Here is a 17,730-nt window from a genome sequence, read left to right on the forward strand (position 1 = left end):
GTTCCTCCCGCCTACGGCGACGCCTCGCCCGACGGTGTCGGGGTCTGCGTCTCCGTCGGCGTCGGGGTGACGGGCGGCTGGGTCGGCGCCGGGCCACTGGACACGGTGACCGTCACCGTTGTGCCCTTCTTCACCTGTGCGCCCCCCGGGGGGTCCTGACTGGTGACGATCCCCACGGGCTGGTCGGAGGACGCTGTCACCACCCGCGCATCGAGTCCGGCCTTGGACAGCGCGGAGGTCGCAGCCGACTGGGTGAAGCCGACGACGCCGGGCACCTCGACGACCCCGGTGGACACCTCGATGTCGACATTCGTGCCCACGTCCACGGTGGTGAAGGCCTCCGGGTCCTGGTTCAGCACCAGGCCCTCGGGCTCGCTGGACTCCACCTGCTTGACGTTGCCGAGGTCGAGTTTGGCGTCACGCAGGGCGGTCCGGACGGCATCCAGGCTGGTCAGGCCCTCCAGTGGTGGCACCTGCGTCTGCTGCTTGCCGGCGGACACCGTCACGGTCACGGCCTCCCCGGTGGCCAACTGCGTGTCAGCCTGCGGGTCCTGCGCCAGTACGGTGTCCTCCGGCTGGTCGGAGGTCTGCGGTGTCTGCGCCCCCAAGCGCAAGCCCTGTGCCTCGAGGGCGCGCTGCGCCTCATCGATGCTCATACCCACCACGTCGGGCACAGTGACCCGCTGGCCGGTTCCGGTGTCGAACAGCGTGCGGCCGAGGAACAAGGCGGCCGCTGCGACCGCGAGGACGAGGACCGTGACCCCCACCCAGGCCCAGGGACTGCGCTTAGGGGCACCGGAACTCCCCGGATCCACCATGCCGACCGGTTGCAGACTGGCGGTGGTGCTAGCGGAGGCCGGGACGGTGGCGCGCAGCGTGGGGATCGTGCCGGTGACCGGCAGGCCGGCCAGCGCGCGTTCGACGTCGGCCTTGAAGTCGTTGGCCGTCTGGTAGCGATCGCCGGGGTTCTTGGCCAGGGACTTCAGCACGAGGCCGTCCAGTGCGGGGGGCACCGCCGCGTCGATCTGGCTGGGCGGCACCGGCGTTTCGCTGACGTGCTGGTACGCCACCGACACTGCGCTCTCACCCTGGAAGGGGGGTCGGCCCGTGAGCAGTTCGTAGAGCAGACAGCCGGCGGAGTACAGGTCGGAGCGGGCATCCACGACTTCGCCGCGGGCCTGTTCCGGCGACAGGTACTGGGCGGTGCCCATCACGGCATTGCCCTGGGTCATGGTGGCCTGCGCGTCGGCCACTGCCCGCGCAATACCGAAGTCCATCACCTTCACGTCGCCCGACGGGGTGAGCATCACGTTGGCCGGCTTGATGTCGCGGTGGATGATGCCATGGGCGTGGGAGTAGTCCAGGGCGCTGAGCACCGAGGACATGATCTCCAGGGAACGCTCAGGCAGCAGCCGGCGCCCGCTGCTCATCAACTCGCGCAGGGTGTGCCCGTCCACGTACTCCATGACGATGTAAGGCACCATCGCGTGCTGGCCGGCACCATCGAGCATGTCCTCCCCGGTGTCGTACACGGCCACGATGTTGGGGTCGTTGAGGCTGGCAGCCGACTGCGCCTCGCGCCGGAACCGGCTCTGGAAAGCGGGGTCGCGGGCAAGATCCGGGCGCAGCACCTTGACCGCCACCCGTCGGTTGAGCCGCAGGTCCTGGCCCTCGAACACCTCGGCCATGCCGCCACGGCCGAGCGTCTCGCCGAGTTCGTAGCGATCTCCGAGCCGTCGTGCTGTGGTCACAGGAACCTCCCGGGGTTCATCGTTGCAGCACCGCCTCGATCACCGCGCGGGCGATCGGCGCGCCACCTGGTTGCCGCTGACCTCCGCCTGCCCCGTGTTCTCCACAGCCACGGCAACCGCAACCTGGGGGTCATCGGCCGGCGCCGCAGCGACGAACCACGCGATGTTCGGCCGGCCGGCGCCCGTCTCCGCGGTCCCCGTCTTGCCGCCGACATTGACGCCGGGGATACGGGCGTTCGACCCGGTGCCGGAGTTCACCACCGTGACCATCATCCCCATGAGCTCGGCAGCGTTCTGCTGGGTCATCGCACGTTCGTACTGCCGCGGCTGGGTCTGGGACAGGACCGTGAGGTCCGGAGCCAGCACCTGGTTCACCAAGTACGGGTGCATCGTCATGCCGCCGTTGGCGATCGACGCCGTGACCATGGCCATCTGCAGGCTCGTGGACCGCACGTCGAACTGCCCGATCGCGCTCATCGCGGTCTGTGCATCGTCAGGGTCCTCCGGGAAGCGGGAGGTCGCGGCGGTCATGGGGACGTCGAAGGATTGATCGAAGCCGAATTTCTCGGCCTGCGAACGCAGTGCGTCGGCACCGAGTTCGTTGCCCAGCGACGCGAAAGCAGTGTTGCAGGAGACGGCCAGGGCGTTCGTGAGCGTGGTCCGGTCATTGGGCCCGCACGGACCGCGGAACCAGTTCGGCAGGGACCTTGTGGACCCCGGCAACGGATACAGCGCCGGACCCGGCACATCCGAGTTCGGCTCGAAGCCGGCCTCGAGGGCCGCCGCGGCGGTGACGAGCTTGAACGTCGATCCGGGTGGAATGGTCTGGACCAGCGGCCGGTTGAGCAGAGGCTGGTTGGGGTCGGTCTCGAGTTGCTCGTAGTAGTCCTGGGCGGCGGCCGCGTCGTGTGTGGACAGACCATTGGGGTCGAAACTCGGGGACTGGACCAGAGCCAGTATGGCACCGGTCTTAGGGTCGATCGCCGTGACCGAACCGACCGTGTTCCCCAGCCCCGCCGCCGCGGCCTTCTGCGCCGCGGCCAGCAGGGTCGTCTGCACCGCGCCGCCCTCGGGCACCCGACCGGCGATGAGCTGCTCGATGCGGTCGACGAAGAGCCGGGAGTCGTTGCCGGACAGGATCTCGTTCTCCGTGCGCTCCAGGCCGGTGGCGCCGTACAGCGAGGAGTAGAAGCCAGTGGCGGGGGCGTACAGCACACCGTCGGAATAGGTCCGCAGGAACTTGTAGGTCTGCTTGGGTGTGGCCACCGAGCGTGCCACCGGCTTGGTGCCCACGAGGATCGGCCCGCGCTCGCGCTCGTACTCGGCCAGGACCGTGCGCTGGTTGCCGGGCTCGGCATTGATGCCCGGAGCGAGGATGAACTGCTGCAGCGTCAAGTTGGCGACCAGCAGCAGGGCGAGGATCCCGAAGACCCAGCCCAGCCGGCGGATGGCACGGATCATCGGTCTATCCCCACCCGGATCATCTGCGTCATCGCCTCATCGGCGCTCTGCGCGATCATCGCCGGGCGACGGTTGCGGTCACTGATCCGCAGCAGGAGCGCGACCATCATCCAGTTGCACACCAGTGCCGACCCGCCGTAGGACAGGAACGGGGTGGTCAGGCCGGTGAGCGGGATGAGCCGGGTGACACCGCCGATGGTGACGACCACCTGCAGGGCGAAGACGCTGGACAGACCGACTGCCAGCAACGTGCCGAAGGGGTCCCGGCACGCCAGCCCGGTCCGCAGCCCGCGCTCCACGAGGATGGCGAACAGCATGATCAGGGCCATCATCCCGGCCAGGCCGAGTTCCTCCCCGAGCGCCGCGGAGATGAAGTCGGTCTTCGCGAAGGGGATGAACTGCGGGTAGCCCTCGCCGAGGCCGGTGCCGAACAAGCCGCCGCTGGCCAGGCCGAACAGCGCTTGCACCAGCTGGTAACCCTCGTCATTTGCGTAGGCCCAGGGGTCGAGCCAGATCTTCACGCGCAGTTGTACGTGCCCGAAGGCGAGGTAGCCCAGCAGGGCCGCGAGGGCGAACATGGCCGCGCCGATGATCAGCCAGCTGCGGCGCTGCGTGGAGACGTAGAGCAGGATCACGAAGACGCCGAAGAACATCAGCGCGGTGCCCAGGTCGCGTTCGAAGGCCAGCACGCCCAAGGCCACCAGCCACGCCACCAGCAGCGGGCCGAAGTCGCGCGCCCGCGGGATTCCCAGGCCTAGCACCTTGCGGCGGACCGTGGCGAGGGCCTCGCGCTTGCGGACCAGGTATCCCGCGAAGAAGATCGTCAGCGCGATCTTGGCCAGTTCCGAGGGCTGGAACGACAACGGTCCGAGGCGGATCCACAGCCGGGCGCCATTGATGCTGGTCCCCAGCAGTGGCACCAGCGGCAGCAGGAGCAGCACGACACCGGCCACCAGTGACGTGTACGTGTAGCGCTGGAGCTTGCGGTGGTCGGTGACCAGGAACAGCACGAGGGTGAACAGGGCCAGCGCCACCAGCACCCACGTCGCCTGTGCCAGGGCGTCGGGGTTGGGCGCCCGCGTCTCGTTGGCCTGCGCCCGCAGTTGTTCGGCGATGTCCAGACGGTGGATCATCACCAGCCCGATGAGGTTGATCATGGCTGCCACCGGCAGCAGGACGGGGTCGGCGTGCGGTGCCAGCCGGCGCACCACGACATGGGCGGCGAGCAGTACGGCGGCACTGCCGATCAGCAGAGCGAGGTAGTTGGCCGGGAGGGTGTCGAGCGTGGCCAGATCGACGGTCGCGTAACACACACTGCCGATCACCCAGGCGAGGATCAGGAGGCCGAGTTCGGCCCGGCGCGGGGAACGCTTCATGACCTGCTCCCGCCGGCGTTTTGGTGGCTCGGAATCGGCGCAGCACTCGTGCAGAGACACCCGCACCAGCGCGACGCTGGCTGGCCGGTCATGGGCTCACCGTCGGCGTGGGGCTCGGGGTCGCGCCGGGGCAGCCCTCGGTCTTCGGTTTGGTGCGGCACGTGGCGGCCTGTTCGTCCAGGATGGCGACGATGCGCTCGGCGTCGACCCGGCTGTCCGCGGCGATGGTGGCGTTGACCAGTTCCTGGGCGTAGACCGGCAGTTGCACGCTGGGAATCGTGGAGGTCTCCACGACGCTCGACAGGGGCATCGAGCCGAGGCTCTGCGGGATGCCTCGGTACACCGTCACGTATCCATCGCTGCTGCCCACGTAGTACTGCCGCGCGATCCAGATCCAGGTGCCGCCGATGAGTACGAGGGCTACGGCGGCGGCGGCCATTGCGGCGAGCCAGCGGGCGCGCCGGCGCCGGGGCGGCACGTCAATGGGCTCCCACTCCGGCTCCGGCTCCGGGGTGTCGGTCGGCTGGCTGTCCTGCGGGAAGTCCACCCCGGGCAACTGCGATCGGGTGCGCGGCTCGGCGGCGGCTCCCACGACGACCGGCCGGCCGCCGAGGGGCGGGTCGTCCACCTGCGCGACGTCGGCGACGACGCACGTCACGTTGTCCGGGGCGCCGCGCTCGATGGCCGCGTCGACCAGCGCCGTCACCGCCCCCGGCGGGTCGCTGCGACTGAGCAGTTCGCGGATCCGGTCGTCAGGCAGCACCCCGGACAGGCCGTCCGTGCACAACATGATCCGGTCGCCGGCGTGTACCTCGCGGATGCTCAGGTCCGGTTCCACGGTGTTGACCCCGTCGATCGCGCGGATCAGCAGGTTGCGCCGGCGGTGGGTGGCGGCCTCCTCCGCGCTGATCTGACCGGCGTCGACGAGGGTCTGCACGTAGGTGTGGTCCTTGGTCAGCCGCAGCAACTCACCGGCGCGCAGCATGTAGGCCCGGGAGTCCCCGACGTGGGCGATGGAGGCCCGGTCCCCCCTGCCAGCACACGACGGTGACTGTGGTGCCCATGCCGCGGAAGTCGGGCTGCTCGGCGATGATGTGGCGCATCTCGAGCTGGGCCTCGTCCACCGCGTCGGCGAGCTGGGTCAGGACGTCCTCGCTGTCGGCGATCGGCAGGCCCGCCAGGATCGCGGTGACCGTGGCACTGGCCATCTCGCCGGCCACGTGGCCGCCCATGCCGTCGGCGACGATGAGCAGGTTGTCCGAGGCGTAGCCGGAGTCCTCGTTGCCCTGCCGCACGAGCCCGATGTCGCTGCGCGCCGCGTAGCGGAAGACCAGTGGCATGGTGCTACTTCCGCAGCTCGAGAACGGTCTGCCCCACCCGCAGGGACTGCCCGACCTGCAATACGGTGGGGGCGGTCAACCGGGTCTTGCCCACCCAGGTGCCGTTCGTCGACCCTAGATCCTCAGCGACCCACTGGCCTTCGTGCGGGAACAGCCGTGCGTGGCGGGCCGAGGCGTACTCGTCGTCGACGACCAGTGTGGAGTCCGGTGCCCGACCGATCGTGATCGGGGTCGAGCCCAGGGGGATCACCGTGCCGGACAGATGACCGCTGGTCACCACGAGGTTGCTGGCCCGCCGTCGCGCCGCCCGCGGGGCGCGCTTGGGCCGGGGTTGGGCCTGTGGGCGCGGGGGCAGGGCGGCGGCACCCTCGGGCGGGGCTTCGAGGTCGCGGCGCAGGGCCCCGAGCGCGAACATGACGAACAGCCACAGCGCGATGAGGATCCCCCATCGCAGCAGGGTCAGGACCAGTTCGCTCATACCGCGCTCCGGAAGGTCAGGTTCGTCGAGCCGATCGTGATGACCGCACCGTCACGCAGAGGTTGTTCGGCCACGAGCATGCCGTTGATGTAGGTGCCGTTGGTCGAGTCGAGATCCCGAAGGATGACATCGTTGCCGATGCGGATCTCGGCGTGGTGGCGGGAGACCCCGGGATCGTCGATGCGGATGTCGGCGTCGGCGCCCCGGCCGATGCGGGTGATGGCACGGGTGAGCTGGAAGGTCCCACGTTTGCCCTCCAGGCGTGGGGCCGCACCGGCCGGCGGCCCGGCGGCCGGTGCCACGTCGTGGTCGACCCGGGCCTCGCTGACGATCTCGACCGTGCCCTGCGGCCGGTCGTCGGCCGGCTGCATCGCCACACTGACGCTGCCGAGGAAGGAGTACTGCTGCTGCTGGGCGTAGTCCCGGATCATGATGGCGAACTCCCCGACCAGCGCCTCGTCGTAGACGCTGAGCCGGTCGTAGTCCTCCTGGCTGACCAGGACGGTGTACACGTTGGGGACCACCGTGCGGGCACGCGACACCACGGCCGCCCGGGCGTCCATCTCGTTCTGCAGGGCGGCTGCGATCTCCACGGGCTGCAACTCGGACTTGAACGCCTTCGCGAAGGCGCCGTTGACCGCCCGGTCGACGCGCTGCTCGAAACGATCCAACAATCCCACGGTGTACCTCCGCATTCAGGGTAGTCGGTGGGTGAGGCCGGACGGTTCCTTCGGGCGGCACGCCGCCACAAGTGGGCGCGCGCGGGGTGGTTGCGCCCAGTTGTGGTGCGGGCTTTCACCGCAAACCAGGACGAACCGGGCGTACGGACCGCCACAAGTGGGCGTTCCGGGGCCTGAGCCGGCCCTTGGCGCCCACTTGTGGTCAAGGTGGGGAGCCGACCGGGACCGACGGCTAGGGTTGGCGTGTGGGTGGGCGACGACGCAGGCGGGCCTCAGCGGTGTTCAGTCGTGACTGGCTGGTCGCAGCGCAGGCCTCGCCAACGGTCCAGCGCGCGACCTGTGACGAGGTGCGCGCACGGCTGGACGACCTGCCGGATGTCCTGCGCATGGGAGCAGGGGCGGCCGACGTGGCGCTGGGGTGGCTGCCGGCACCCGTGCTGCGCAAGGCTTCGCGGCTGCCGGCGGTCTCGGAGTTCGCCCGGATCGTCGAGTCCCTGACGGCCGTCAGCTACTTCGCCATGGCAGAGGTGACGTTGCCGGTCCAGCGGTTCGCGCCCGAGGTCCCGGTGGAGTCGCGGGCGTGAAGCACGTCGAGGCCCTGGTCGTGGGATCGGGGGCCGGGGGTGCGTCGACGGCCGCCACCCTGGCCGCGGCAGGCGTCGAGACGCTGGTGCTGGAGGAGGGCCCGGAGGTCGCGCCGGGTGCGCTGCCGCAGTTCAGCCAGGCGCAGATGCGCCACCAGTACCGCAACCGCGGGCAGTTGATGGCGCTGGGACTACCGCCGATCACGTACGCCGAAGGCCGGTGTGTCGGCGGGTCCACGGAGATCAACTCAGGGTTGTACCACCGGCCCAGTGCCGCCCTGCTGGCCGGCTGGACGCGCGGCTGGGGCATCGAGGGTCTCACCAGCGAGGTGGTGGATCCGATCAGCGCGGCCATCGAACGAAACCTGTGCGTGAGCACGTTCCCGGGACCGCTGCCCCCGGCCTCGGCCTTCCTGGCCGCCGGGGCGGAAGCACTCGGCTGGTACAGCGTCGAGGTGCCACGGTGGTTCCGCCACGACACTGGCCAGCGGCAGTCGATGTCGTTGACCTACCTGCGGTATGCACGCCAGCACGGGGCGCGGGTGCGCAGCGGGGCCAGGGTGCAGCGGATCGAAGTGCGTGACGGCCGGGCGACCGCCGCCGTGGTGGAGGGTGCCGACGGTGGGCAGGTACGCATCGGCTTCGACACCGTGTTCGTCTGCGGCGGGGCGGTGCAGTCCGCGGCGCTACTGCTGCGCAGTGGGGTCGCGGCCAATGTCGGCCGCACCCTGTCCATGCATCCGACGGTGAAGGCGGTCGCCTTCAGCGAGAAGATCGGCAACGACCCCCACGATGTGCCGGTGACCCAGGTGCGGGAGTTCGCACCGGACATGACCATCGGCGGCTCGGCCACGGATGGACCACTGTTGGCGCTGTCGCTGCTGCCGACCGCGGTCGGGGTGCGCGAGATCCCCACGTACGGCGCGGGTGCCGGCATCTACTACGCCGCCATCCGCAGCAGTGGCCGCGGCCGGGTGCGGGTGCTGCCCCGGCTGCGCGACCCGCTGGTCACCTTCCGCGTGCCCACCGATGACATCGCCAGGCTGCAGTCGGCGATGGGTCGGCTGCTGATGGTGCTGCTCGCGGCCGGCAGCGACCAGGTGGTCGCCAGCGTGCACGGTGGCGAGCCGATCACCCGCGCGGACCAGATCCCGGTGGAGGTCGCCCGCATGAGCCGGCGGGCCGCTGACCTGATGACCGTTCACGTGTGCTCCTCGGTGCCGATGGGAGAGGACCGGGAGATCTGCGCGGTCGACAGTTTCGGGGCCAGTCACGAGGTCGCCGGCCTGGTGGTCAACGACGCATCCATCGTCAACGGGGCACCCGGGATCAACCCGCAGGGCACGGTCATGGCCCTGGCCATCCGCAACGCCGAGCACTTCCTCACCCAACGGGGTGTGCGGCCGGCTCCCAGGGAGTTCTCATGACGCTGGTCGTCACCGGGGCAGCTGGGTGGTTCGGTCGCGCCTTCCTGGAGGTGCTGGGGAAGAAGCAGGTGCGGGACGTGCGGGTCCTGGTGCATTCGCCCCGCGAGATCCCGGAGGTGGCCGAGGCCCTGCCGGCGGCGCGGGTCTACGTGGGCGATGTGATGCAGCGGCGGGACATGGCCGACCTGTTCGACGGCGCGGACGGCTGCGAGGTCGTGCACGCCGCCGGGGTCATCCATCCGCTGCGCGTGGCGGATTTTGAGCGGGTGAACACCGTGGGCACCCGCACCGTCGTGGCCGCCGCCCTGAACGCCGGCGTGCGCCGATTCGTGCATATCTCCAGCAACTCCGCCATCGGCACCAACCCCGGTCCGGACGAGGCCTTCCGGGACAACGAGCCATACCACCCCTACCTGGGTTACGGCCGCTCCAAGATGCTCGCCGAAGTCGAGGTCGCCGAGGCGCTGGGGGCGGCCGGAGTCCCCGCCGTGATTCTGCGGCCGCCCTGGTTCTACGGCCGCTTCCAGCCCGCGCGGCAGGCGAGGTTCCTGAAGACCGTGCGGTCAGGGCGCTTCCCGCTCATCGGGGGCGGGGGCAACCGCCGCTCCATGGTGGATGTCGACCGTTTGGCGGGCGCCGCCTGGCAGGCGCTGCGGGTGGGCACCGCCGGCATCCGGCCCTACTGGATCGCCGACGCCCGTCCCTACGCCATGACCGAGGTCCTCGATGCGGTGCGCGAGGCCGCCCGTCTCGAGGGATTGCCGGTCAAGCCGGGGGTGGTGCGGTTGCCGGCATTCGCCGGTCCCGTGGCCTACCGGGTGGACGCGCTGCTGCAGCGCTACGGCCGCTACCAGCAGGAGGTCCACGTGGCCGGTGAGCTGGACAAGACCATCGCGTGCCGGGTCGATGGTGCCGTCCGGGACCTCGGCTACGAACCCGCCACCGACCTGGTGGACGGTATGCGTCGCAGTATCCGCTGGGGGCTGGCCAACGGGCAGGACCTCTGATGCGCGCGGTCGTCACCGGGGGTTCGGGCTACTTCGGCAATGTGGTGTGCCAGATGCTGGTCGAGGGCGGGCATGACGTCGTCAACCTCGACGTCAGCGCCGTGGACCTGCCGGGCGTCGAGATGGCGGTGTGCGACATCCGCGACCGGCACGGGGTGCGCGAGGTCTTCACCGGGGCCGACGTCGTGTTCCACAACGTGGCGCAGGTCCCGCTGGCCCGGGACCGTGAGTTGTTCGACTCGGTCAACCGGGAGGGCACGGCGGCCATGCTCTGGGCTGCGGAGCGCGCCGGTGTGACCAAGGTGGTGTGTACGTCGTCGTCGGCGGTGTTCGGGATTCCGCAGTCCAACCCCGTGACCGAGCACACCGCGCCGCACCCGCTCGAGGCGTACGGCCGGGCCAAACTCGACGGCGAGCTGCTGTGCGCGGCGGCGGTCACGCGCGGTCTGGATGTGACGGTCGTCCGGCCACGCACCATCGTCGGGCACGGCCGGCTCGGTATCTTCGCGATCCTGTTCGACTGGGTGGCCGACGGGGTCGATGTGTTCGTCTTCGATGGTGGGGACAACCGCTACCAGTTCGTGCACGCAGCGGACCTGGCGCGGGCGTGCCTGCTGGCCGGGCAGCGGGCCGGGCCGGCGACCTACAACATCGGGGCTCAGCATTTCGGCACGATGCGCGAGACCCTGCAGGCGCTGTGCGACCACGCCGGCACCGGCGCGCGAGTACGGTCACTGCCCAGCCGGGTGGCGGCGCCGGCGATGAAACTGGTCTCGAAGTCCGGACTGGCACCGTTCGCCGACTACCACTGGCTCATGTACGCCCGCGAATTGTGGTTCGACACCACGGCCGCCGAGCGGGACCTGGGCTGGCAGGCCCAGTACTCGAACGCGGACATGATCTGCGAGGCGTACGACTGGTTCGTGGCCAACCGTGCCACGGGTCTGGCCGGTCCCAGCCACCACCGCTCAGCGGTGAAGCAGGGGGTGCTCGTTGTGGGGAAGTGGGGACTGCGGCGGTTGCCGGGGTGAATCGTGGCCGCGACGAGGCACCTTCCCTAGAAGAACACCCACTTCTTGTAGGCGAAGAAGCGTCCGACCGTCGCGATCGCCGTGGCTACGGCCTTGACGACGTTGAGCCACAGGGCGCCCGGTTCCCACAGGACCTCCGCGGCGACGACCAAGGCCTCGATGAACACGACTGCCAGTACGTTGATCCCCGCGAACGCCGAGTACGCGTGTGCCAGGGACTTGATCTCCCGGTGCGCGAACGTCCACTTGTAGTTGCCGACGAAGGCGAAAGTCATGGACACGAACAGGGCCACGGCGTTGGCGGCCCACACCGCCCAGCCGGCCCACAGCAGGCCGTTGAAGAGGGCGAAGTCGAGCACCACCGCCGCCACGCCCACGACGAGGAAACCGCCGACCTCCTTGCGGTGGGTGACTGCCCGGGTCTGTGTCGCCATCGCAGCCGAGGCTAGCCGACGGTTCCCGCGAAGCGACCCCCGGCCAGGAGGACGGCCCGTTGCAGGGGCAGGCGACCGGCCCGGACTTCGCGCGTGACCAGGGGACCCCACCGTCCCTCGGCCAGGGTCTGCAGATCGTGGTCCGCCGGCCCGGGAAGTTCGAGCAGGCGCCGTGCAGCGTGCTGTACCCAGCCACTTCGTGCCCGCAACTCCCGGATCGGGCCGACTGCCTTCATCCGTCGGAGGTATTGCCGGGCACCGGCGGTGGACAAGCGCCGCAGGCCGTCCCCGGTGACCTGTCCTGCGTGCTGCGTGTAGTCGACCAGCGGATCGTCGAGGTAGTGGATCGGGCCGATCCGGGCCGCCACCGCAGCCAGCCACTGGTCGTGCCATCCCCGCAGTCCGGGTGCTGGGAACGGCAGACCGGCGGCCCGCACCTCCGGCGAGATCGCCATCGCCGCCCCGGAGACCGAGTTCATCAACAACAGGCCGGCAGGTGTGAGTTGGTCGCCGGTGGGGGGGTGTGCCAGAAACCGGTCACGGACCACTGACCCCCGCTCGTCGACGACCCGCATGGCGCTGAAGACCGCTGGGGACGGGTCGGCGAGCATCCGCGCCACCTTGTCCGGGTGCCAGCAGTCGTCCTGGTCGCAGAGGAACACGGGGACGTCATCGCTGCAGGATCGCAGCAGGTACTCGAAGGCGAGGTAGGCGCCGAGATGTGTCTGCGCCGGTAGGAGCCGGAAGCGCGGATCGGTGAGCGCGGACGTCACGTGGCTGCGGTCGGTGGAGGCGTCATCGAGGACCAGGCAGACCCAGTCCCGCTCGGTCTGGGCCGTGATCGACGATATCTGCCGGCGCAGCAGGTCAGGCCGCGGATTGTGGGTGGCCATGACGATGAGCGCCTTCACGCAGTCAGGGTAACGAGGCCTGCGCGAACCGTGGCCGGGAGTGGGACGGGCGGTAGGGTGGCCGCATGTGGACAGTGGCCGGAGAGGGTCCCGCGCCGGACCTGCCGACCGGGTGGGACAGCCACCGCCGATTCATCGCAGACCTGTTGTCCGTCCGCCGTCCGGATGTGGCGGTGGACCTCACCGGAGGTGCCGGTGCCGCGATCATCCGGGAGGTGGCGCCGTTCGTCCAGTTCACGGCGGCAGGGCAGGCACCGGCGGATCTGGTCCTCGCCGAGCAGACCTGGTCGGGCGAGGTCCAGGTGTCGCAGGACGCACTCGTGCTCGTGGACAGCTGGCGGGCCGATCAGGCCTGCGAGGTCCCGGTCGCGATCCTCGCCTCCGGCTTGGCGGTCGTGCTGCCTGCCGGGGACCAGGCCTGGCACTGGCTGCTGACCGATGCCTTCCGGGAGTGGTCGGCTGCGTACCTGCGCCCCGCGGAGGCCACCACCGGGGAGGTCCTGCAGTTGCGCGAGGCGCTGGTGATCCAGGAGGCCCGGATCACCGCATTGGAGAGGGATGTGCTTCTGGCTCGGGACCGGGTTCAGGAACTCCTGCCTCTGGAGGTGTCGCCCAAGGCGCAAGCCAGGGCCCTGTCCCGGACCGTGCCGGTATCGCTGCGCAAACGACTGCGCCGCCGCCGGCCTGGCAGTGGATCCGCGGCCAAGCAGCCCACAGTGGATCTGCGGCCGCTGAAGCGGGTCTCGTTGGCGAACCTGCTGCGCACGCAGGTCGACCCGGAGTACACCGGATGCTCGTGGGAGCAGTACGCGGCTGGCGGCCTGCGCACCGGCGACCCTGCGAATCCGTCCCATGCGAAGCGGCTCGCGGCTTCGGCGGATGCCCTGCCACGATCTGCGGACCCGGCCGACCAGCGGTGCACACTGCTGATGCCGGGGGGCGACCGCGTCACGGGATCGCTGGCTGAGCTCATCGATCGGGCCGACCCCAAGTTGGTGTCCGTCGACGTGTGGGACACACTCATCGTCCGGGACCGTCCGGCGGATGCAGCGAAACTGGCCACCGCCCGCCGCATGGTCCTCAACCCGGCCATCGGGGGCACACCGCAGGGCGCCGATGCCTTCGAGGCGATGGCGCGCAGAGTGGCTGTGGAAGCGCAGTTGGCGGCGTCGGATCCGGCGCAGGAGTACGAGTTGTCGGACGTGCTGCGCGAGACTCTTCGCCAGATGGCGGACCTGCCGGAGGGCGGCCGGGGAGCTGGTCGCACAACTTGTCGAGGCGGAGATCTCCGACGAGATCGCCTGGAGCAGGCCACGCCCCGACGTCGAGTCCGTCGTCGGCTGGGGGGAGATCGCGGTGGCCTCCGATTTCTACATGCGCGCCGACGCCCTGCGGAGGGTGATCCTTGGGGTCTGCCCACCGTGGCAGGACGTCCCGGTGTTCGTGTCGGTGGACGAAGGGTGCTCGAAACGCCTGGACGGCGGCCTGCTGGAACTCATCCGGGCCAGATCTGGTGTCCAGCCCGCGGCCCACCTGCACGTGGGGGACAACCCACACTCCGACGTCGCTGTCCAGGTCGCCGCGGGCGGTATGGCCGTCCAGGTGCACCGGCCCGCCGGCTTCCCCGGACCCGGCGAGTTCGGCCGCGCCGACATCGCACTTTGCAGCGCCAGGCTGCGCGAGCAGTTGGCGGGCATCGCGGTTCGGGACGCTGAGTTCGCCGCGCACGAGCGAGCCGGGATCATGACCGCGCCGCTGGCCGTGGTCCACGTCGCCCGCGCGATCGAGCAGGCCTACGCACTGGGTCTGGATCGTGTCCACTACGTCAGCCGGGAGGGGCTGTTCAGCAGCGCGGTGCACGAGTCGATCGAGCCGCTCCTGCGTCCACCGGGTGTGCGTCCCGTGATGGCCGTGCACCTGGCCCTGAGCCGGCGTGCGACGTTCGGGGCGTCGCTCACCGCCCCCTTCCGGATGTCGCTGCAGCGCATGTGGTCGATGTATGCCAGGCAGTCCGTGCGCGCGATGCTGGTCAGCATCGGATTGGATCCCGAGCAGTTCGCCGACGACGTCGCCGCGGCGGGTCTGACGCTGGACGAGGTGGTCGTCGATGCGCGCCGGGACCCGCGGATCGAGCGACTGCTCGCCGACCCGGCGGTGGAGGCCCGGATCGAGGCTCACGTGCGTACGGCGCGGTCCCTGCTGCGTCGCTACGTCCTGTCCCGCACGACCTTGGAGCAGCCGTTCCTCATGGCTGACATCGGGTGGCGCGGCACGATCCAGGACAATCTAGTGCGTGCATTGGGGATCCGGGAGTCGATTGGCGTCTACCTGGGTCTGTTCCCGTTCCTCAACGCCCAGCCCCCAGGTGCTCGCAAGATCGCAGCCGCCTTCGACGCCAACCAGGGCGAGGCCTTCTCGTTCGCCGACCCGCCCGGAGTCCTGGAGCGGCCGTGGACACCTGATGTGCCCTCGACGGTGGGCTTCGAGGAGGCCGACGGGCAGGTGGTCCCGCAACATGACAAGGAGCCAGGTCATGTCAGCCCCGGGATCGCCGCTTACCAGCGCGGGGCCCTCGCGGCGGCCCCCGTTGTGGCGAATTGGATGGCCGGCTTCGGATTCACCGCTGACGCCCTGCACGAGCAGGCCGGGCACTGGGCCCGCGATGTCTGGGAGGGACCCCCGGAGGGCCTGGCGGACATCTGGTTCGCCAGCGACCACGACGACTCCTTCGGTGCGTTGAACGTCACGAGTTTCGGCAAGAACGCCCCCCGGGCCGCAGTGGCTGCAGGGGTCGCTGTACGACCACGTCAGGCGCGGTGCGCAGGAATCCGGCTGGGCGTCCGGCTACCTCGCGTGGCGTCCGGTCAGTTCCCTGATCGAGCTGGCCGGCCGGTGACGATGGACCGGCCGTTCAACCCCTGGCTGTACGAGTTCTACTCCCGCTTCAGTCCCGACATCGCCTCAACGCAGGGACTGCGGATCGTGTTCCTCATCGGATCGGCGGATATCAGCGGGGGGACCTACGTCATCTTCGAGCACGCGCTGCGCGCCCAGGCCGCGGGGGCGCAGGTCGTCGTGGTCCCGATGTTCGACATGGGCGGGGTCGCCCGCGACTGGCATCCGGCGCTGGACCGGTTGGAGTTCAGCGACATGGCCGGCATCGCGGACCGGGACTTCGACGTTGCGGTGGCTACATGGTGGCCGACGGTCTTCGAACTGCCCAACGTCCGCTTCCGGCACGCCGTGTACTTCGTGCAGAGCGCGGAGAGCCGTTTCTACGCGATCGGGCCGGACCGGGACTCATCGGCGCTGGCTGAACTGACGTACACGGTGGGCCTGCCGGTCATCACCATCGCCACCTGGCTGCAGGTGCACCTGGCCTACCAGCACGACTCGTTCTCGTTCTTGTGCCGCAACGGCATCGACAAAGACCGCTACTGTCCCGCGGGTGACACGCTGGCCCCACCCACCACCGAGGGGCTCAGGGTGCTGGTCGAGGGATCCGACGCGGCGATGAAGGGCGTGCCGGAGGCGGTGGCGGCGGCACGCGGCGGAGGGGCCGACGAGGTGTGGCTCCTGACGCCCTCGGCCATGGTGGATCATCCGGGTGTCGACCGGGTGATCGCGCGCATCCCTGCGGCGCAGACCCCGGCGGTCTACCGATCCTGCGACGTGCTCATCAAGCTGAGCCAGGTCGAGGGGATGTACGGTCCGCCCCTGGAGATGTTCCACTGCGGGGGAACGGTGATCAGTAACGACGTCACCGGGCACGACGAGTACGTGCGGGATGGCTTCAACGGCATGGTGGTGCCCACGGGGGACACCGCCGCGGCTGCGGCCGCAGTCGCCCGGCTGCGGGGCGACCGGGCGCTGCTGGCAACGTTGCGGACCAATGCGCTGCAGACGGCGGAAGGGTGGCGGGACTGGGACGCTGCCGGGGAGGAGTTCCTGCGGATCGTCACGGCGATCGCCAAGCAACGACCACCGGACCGGGTGTCCTTGCTCAGTCGCATCGCCGGGCTGCAGTCGCTGTACCGCAGGATGCTCGACGGCCGCTGAAGCGTCAGCCCGGCCGCCGCCGGAGGACGTGCGCGGCTTTGCGCGCCGCTCGGTACACAGCGCGGCTCTGAATAGCCTCCAGCTGTGCCTGCGCTTGTCGGCGGTCGGCTTCGCAGGCGTGTAGCCGGTCTGCGAGAGCGGTCACCTCGCGGGTGCGCTCGTCGAGTTCAGACGTGAGTCCGGCGAGTTGCTGCTGTCCTTGCCTCATCGCCACGGCCGTTTCCGTGTAGTACTCCCGAAGCCGCAGTACCTCCTCGGCGACCAGGTGCATCGCCTGGTCCAGCTCCTCGCGCGGACAGTCGTAGACCACCTCGTCCAGGATCATCCGGCGCACCTGCGGGTCGGCGTGGGCGAGCACGTCATTGGTGATGAAGCCGGCCAGGGTACGTGCGACGAGGTCGTCGCGCCCGGACCTGCGCAGGAAGGGCAGCAGCGTACGACGAGCGATCTGACCGTACTGCTCAACCGTGGCCAGGGGCCGGCTGCCAGTGAGGTTCGCCCCGTGGCGCCGCCACTCGAACAGGACCTCAGGGAGCACGTCGAAGTGCTCACCGGCAGCCAGTGCCCGGATCCAGAGATCCCAGTCGAGGATCGTGTCGAGGTCCCCGTACCCACCGACGTCGAGCAGAGAACTGCGCCGGATGAACGCACAACCGACCAGGTGGTTGGTCCAGATCCAGGCCTCCGGGTCGTTCAGGTCCCGTGTGGTGTTGACCCATTCCGCGGTGACCTGGTCTGCGAGCAGGTCACCGTCGGCGTCAATCGTGCGCAGATGCACCCCGAGGACCCCGATCGCGGGGTGGCTGCGCAGCCTGGCAGACACCGCAGCCAGCGCTTCGGGCAGGAAGCGGTCGTCGGCGTTCAGGTTCGTCACCCAGGTCCCGTTCGCCCTTTCCAGGGCGACGGCCAGTGTGTGTGGCAGTGGCATCCGTTCGGTGCGGACTGCGATCAGCCGAGGATCGTCGTAGGCGGAGACGACATCCCACGTGTTGTCATCTGAGCCGGACTCCACGACGATCAGTTCGAAGTCCGCGTGGGTCTGCGCCAGGACGCTGTCGATCGCCTGGCCCACGAACCGCCCGTAGTTGTAGGCGGGCATCAGGATGCTGAACTCAGGCACCTGGCAGCCGCCGGATCCCGGGGCACGACCGGGGGCCATCATCGAGCAGCGCGGCTCGGTCCGGGCGGGGG

General features: G+C 69.8%; 14 protein-coding genes and 1 pseudogene. 5 read left to right on the forward strand and 10 right to left on the reverse strand.

Annotation, left to right across the window (positions count from 1 at the left end):
* Positions 1–11 precede the first annotated feature (11 nt).
* The 7 genes and pseudogenes from pknB to IPG68_03610 form a co-directional block, all read right to left on the reverse strand.
* The gene (gene pknB, locus IPG68_03580) at positions 12–1,751 is read right to left on the reverse strand and encodes a Stk1 family PASTA domain-containing Ser/Thr kinase (protein MBK6762397.1); all 1,740 of its coding nucleotides are present in this window, start codon (positions 1,749–1,751) and stop codon (positions 12–14) included.
* A gap of 16 nt (positions 1,752–1,767) precedes the next feature.
* Positions 1,768–3,212: pseudogene (locus IPG68_03585) on the reverse strand (penicillin-binding protein 2).
* A complete protein-coding gene (locus IPG68_03590; GenBank protein MBK6762398.1) occupies positions 3,209–4,588 on the reverse strand; it encodes an FtsW/RodA/SpoVE family cell cycle protein in 1,380 nt (459 codons plus the stop codon). The pseudogene IPG68_03585 and the gene IPG68_03590 overlap by 4 nt, the downstream one beginning before the upstream one ends.
* An 88-nt stretch (positions 4,589–4,676) precedes the next feature.
* Positions 4,677–5,573 carry a serine/threonine-protein phosphatase gene (locus IPG68_03595; GenBank protein ID MBK6762399.1) on the reverse strand — a complete coding sequence of 299 codons (897 nt, stop codon included), beginning with the start codon at positions 5,571–5,573 and terminating at the stop codon, positions 4,677–4,679.
* Entirely contained in the window at positions 5,557–5,928 is a 372-nt protein-coding gene (locus IPG68_03600) for a hypothetical protein (protein MBK6762400.1), read from the reverse strand. The genes IPG68_03595 and IPG68_03600 overlap by 17 nt, the downstream gene beginning before the upstream one ends.
* A gap of 4 nt (positions 5,929–5,932) precedes the next feature.
* Complete coding sequence (locus tag IPG68_03605) at positions 5,933–6,406, reverse strand: FHA domain-containing protein (protein ID MBK6762401.1); 474 nt, start codon at positions 6,404–6,406, stop codon at positions 5,933–5,935.
* Positions 6,403–7,086, reverse strand: coding sequence for an FHA domain-containing protein (locus IPG68_03610; protein ID MBK6762402.1), 684 nt, complete (start codon positions 7,084–7,086; stop codon positions 6,403–6,405). The genes IPG68_03605 and IPG68_03610 overlap by 4 nt, the downstream gene beginning before the upstream one ends.
* Before the next feature lie 245 nt (positions 7,087–7,331).
* Between IPG68_03610 and IPG68_03615 the strand changes: the two genes are divergently transcribed.
* From IPG68_03615 to IPG68_03630, 4 genes are read left to right on the forward strand one after another with little or no spacing between them, the layout of a single operon-like run.
* Positions 7,332–7,670 (forward strand): hypothetical protein, encoded by a 339-nt coding sequence (locus IPG68_03615; protein MBK6762403.1) that lies wholly within the window; start codon positions 7,332–7,334, stop codon positions 7,668–7,670.
* Positions 7,667–9,097 (forward strand): GMC family oxidoreductase, encoded by a 1,431-nt coding sequence (locus tag IPG68_03620; protein ID MBK6762404.1) that lies wholly within the window; start codon positions 7,667–7,669, stop codon positions 9,095–9,097. Before IPG68_03615 ends, IPG68_03620 begins: the two co-directional genes overlap by 4 nt.
* Positions 9,094–10,104 (forward strand): NAD(P)-dependent oxidoreductase, encoded by a 1,011-nt coding sequence (locus IPG68_03625; protein ID MBK6762405.1) that lies wholly within the window; start codon positions 9,094–9,096, stop codon positions 10,102–10,104. The genes IPG68_03620 and IPG68_03625 overlap by 4 nt, the downstream gene beginning before the upstream one ends.
* Positions 10,101–11,135, forward strand: a complete 1,035-nt coding sequence (locus tag IPG68_03630; GenBank protein MBK6762406.1) for an NAD-dependent epimerase/dehydratase family protein — start codon at positions 10,101–10,103, stop codon at positions 11,133–11,135. Before IPG68_03625 ends, IPG68_03630 begins: the two co-directional genes overlap by 4 nt.
* 26 nt (positions 11,136–11,161) lie before the next feature.
* Here the strand turns inward: IPG68_03630 and IPG68_03635 are convergent, their stop codons facing one another.
* Both IPG68_03635 and IPG68_03640 read right to left on the reverse strand, forming a co-directional pair.
* Positions 11,162–11,569 (reverse strand): GtrA family protein, encoded by a 408-nt coding sequence (locus IPG68_03635; protein ID MBK6762407.1) that lies wholly within the window; start codon positions 11,567–11,569, stop codon positions 11,162–11,164.
* A gap of 11 nt (positions 11,570–11,580) precedes the next feature.
* Positions 11,581–12,480: a glycosyltransferase gene (locus IPG68_03640; GenBank protein ID MBK6762408.1), complete on the reverse strand. Its 900-nt coding sequence runs from the start codon at positions 12,478–12,480 to the stop codon at positions 11,581–11,583.
* A 1,437-nt stretch (positions 12,481–13,917) separates the two neighbouring features.
* On the opposite strand from IPG68_03640, the gene IPG68_03645 reads away from it, so the two are divergent.
* Entirely contained in the window at positions 13,918–16,539 is a 2,622-nt protein-coding gene (locus IPG68_03645) for a glycosyltransferase family 4 protein (GenBank protein MBK6762409.1), read from the forward strand.
* A gap of 4 nt (positions 16,540–16,543) precedes the next feature.
* Here the strand turns inward: IPG68_03645 and IPG68_03650 are convergent, their stop codons facing one another.
* Positions 16,544–17,659 carry a glycosyltransferase gene (locus tag IPG68_03650; GenBank protein ID MBK6762410.1) on the reverse strand — a complete coding sequence of 372 codons (1,116 nt, stop codon included), beginning with the start codon at positions 17,657–17,659 and terminating at the stop codon, positions 16,544–16,546.
* Positions 17,660–17,730 lie beyond the last annotated feature (71 nt).

The organism is Micrococcales bacterium, from assembly GCA_016703125.1.
GTDB lineage: Bacteria > Actinomycetota > Actinomycetes > S36-B12 > UBA10799 > JADKAV01.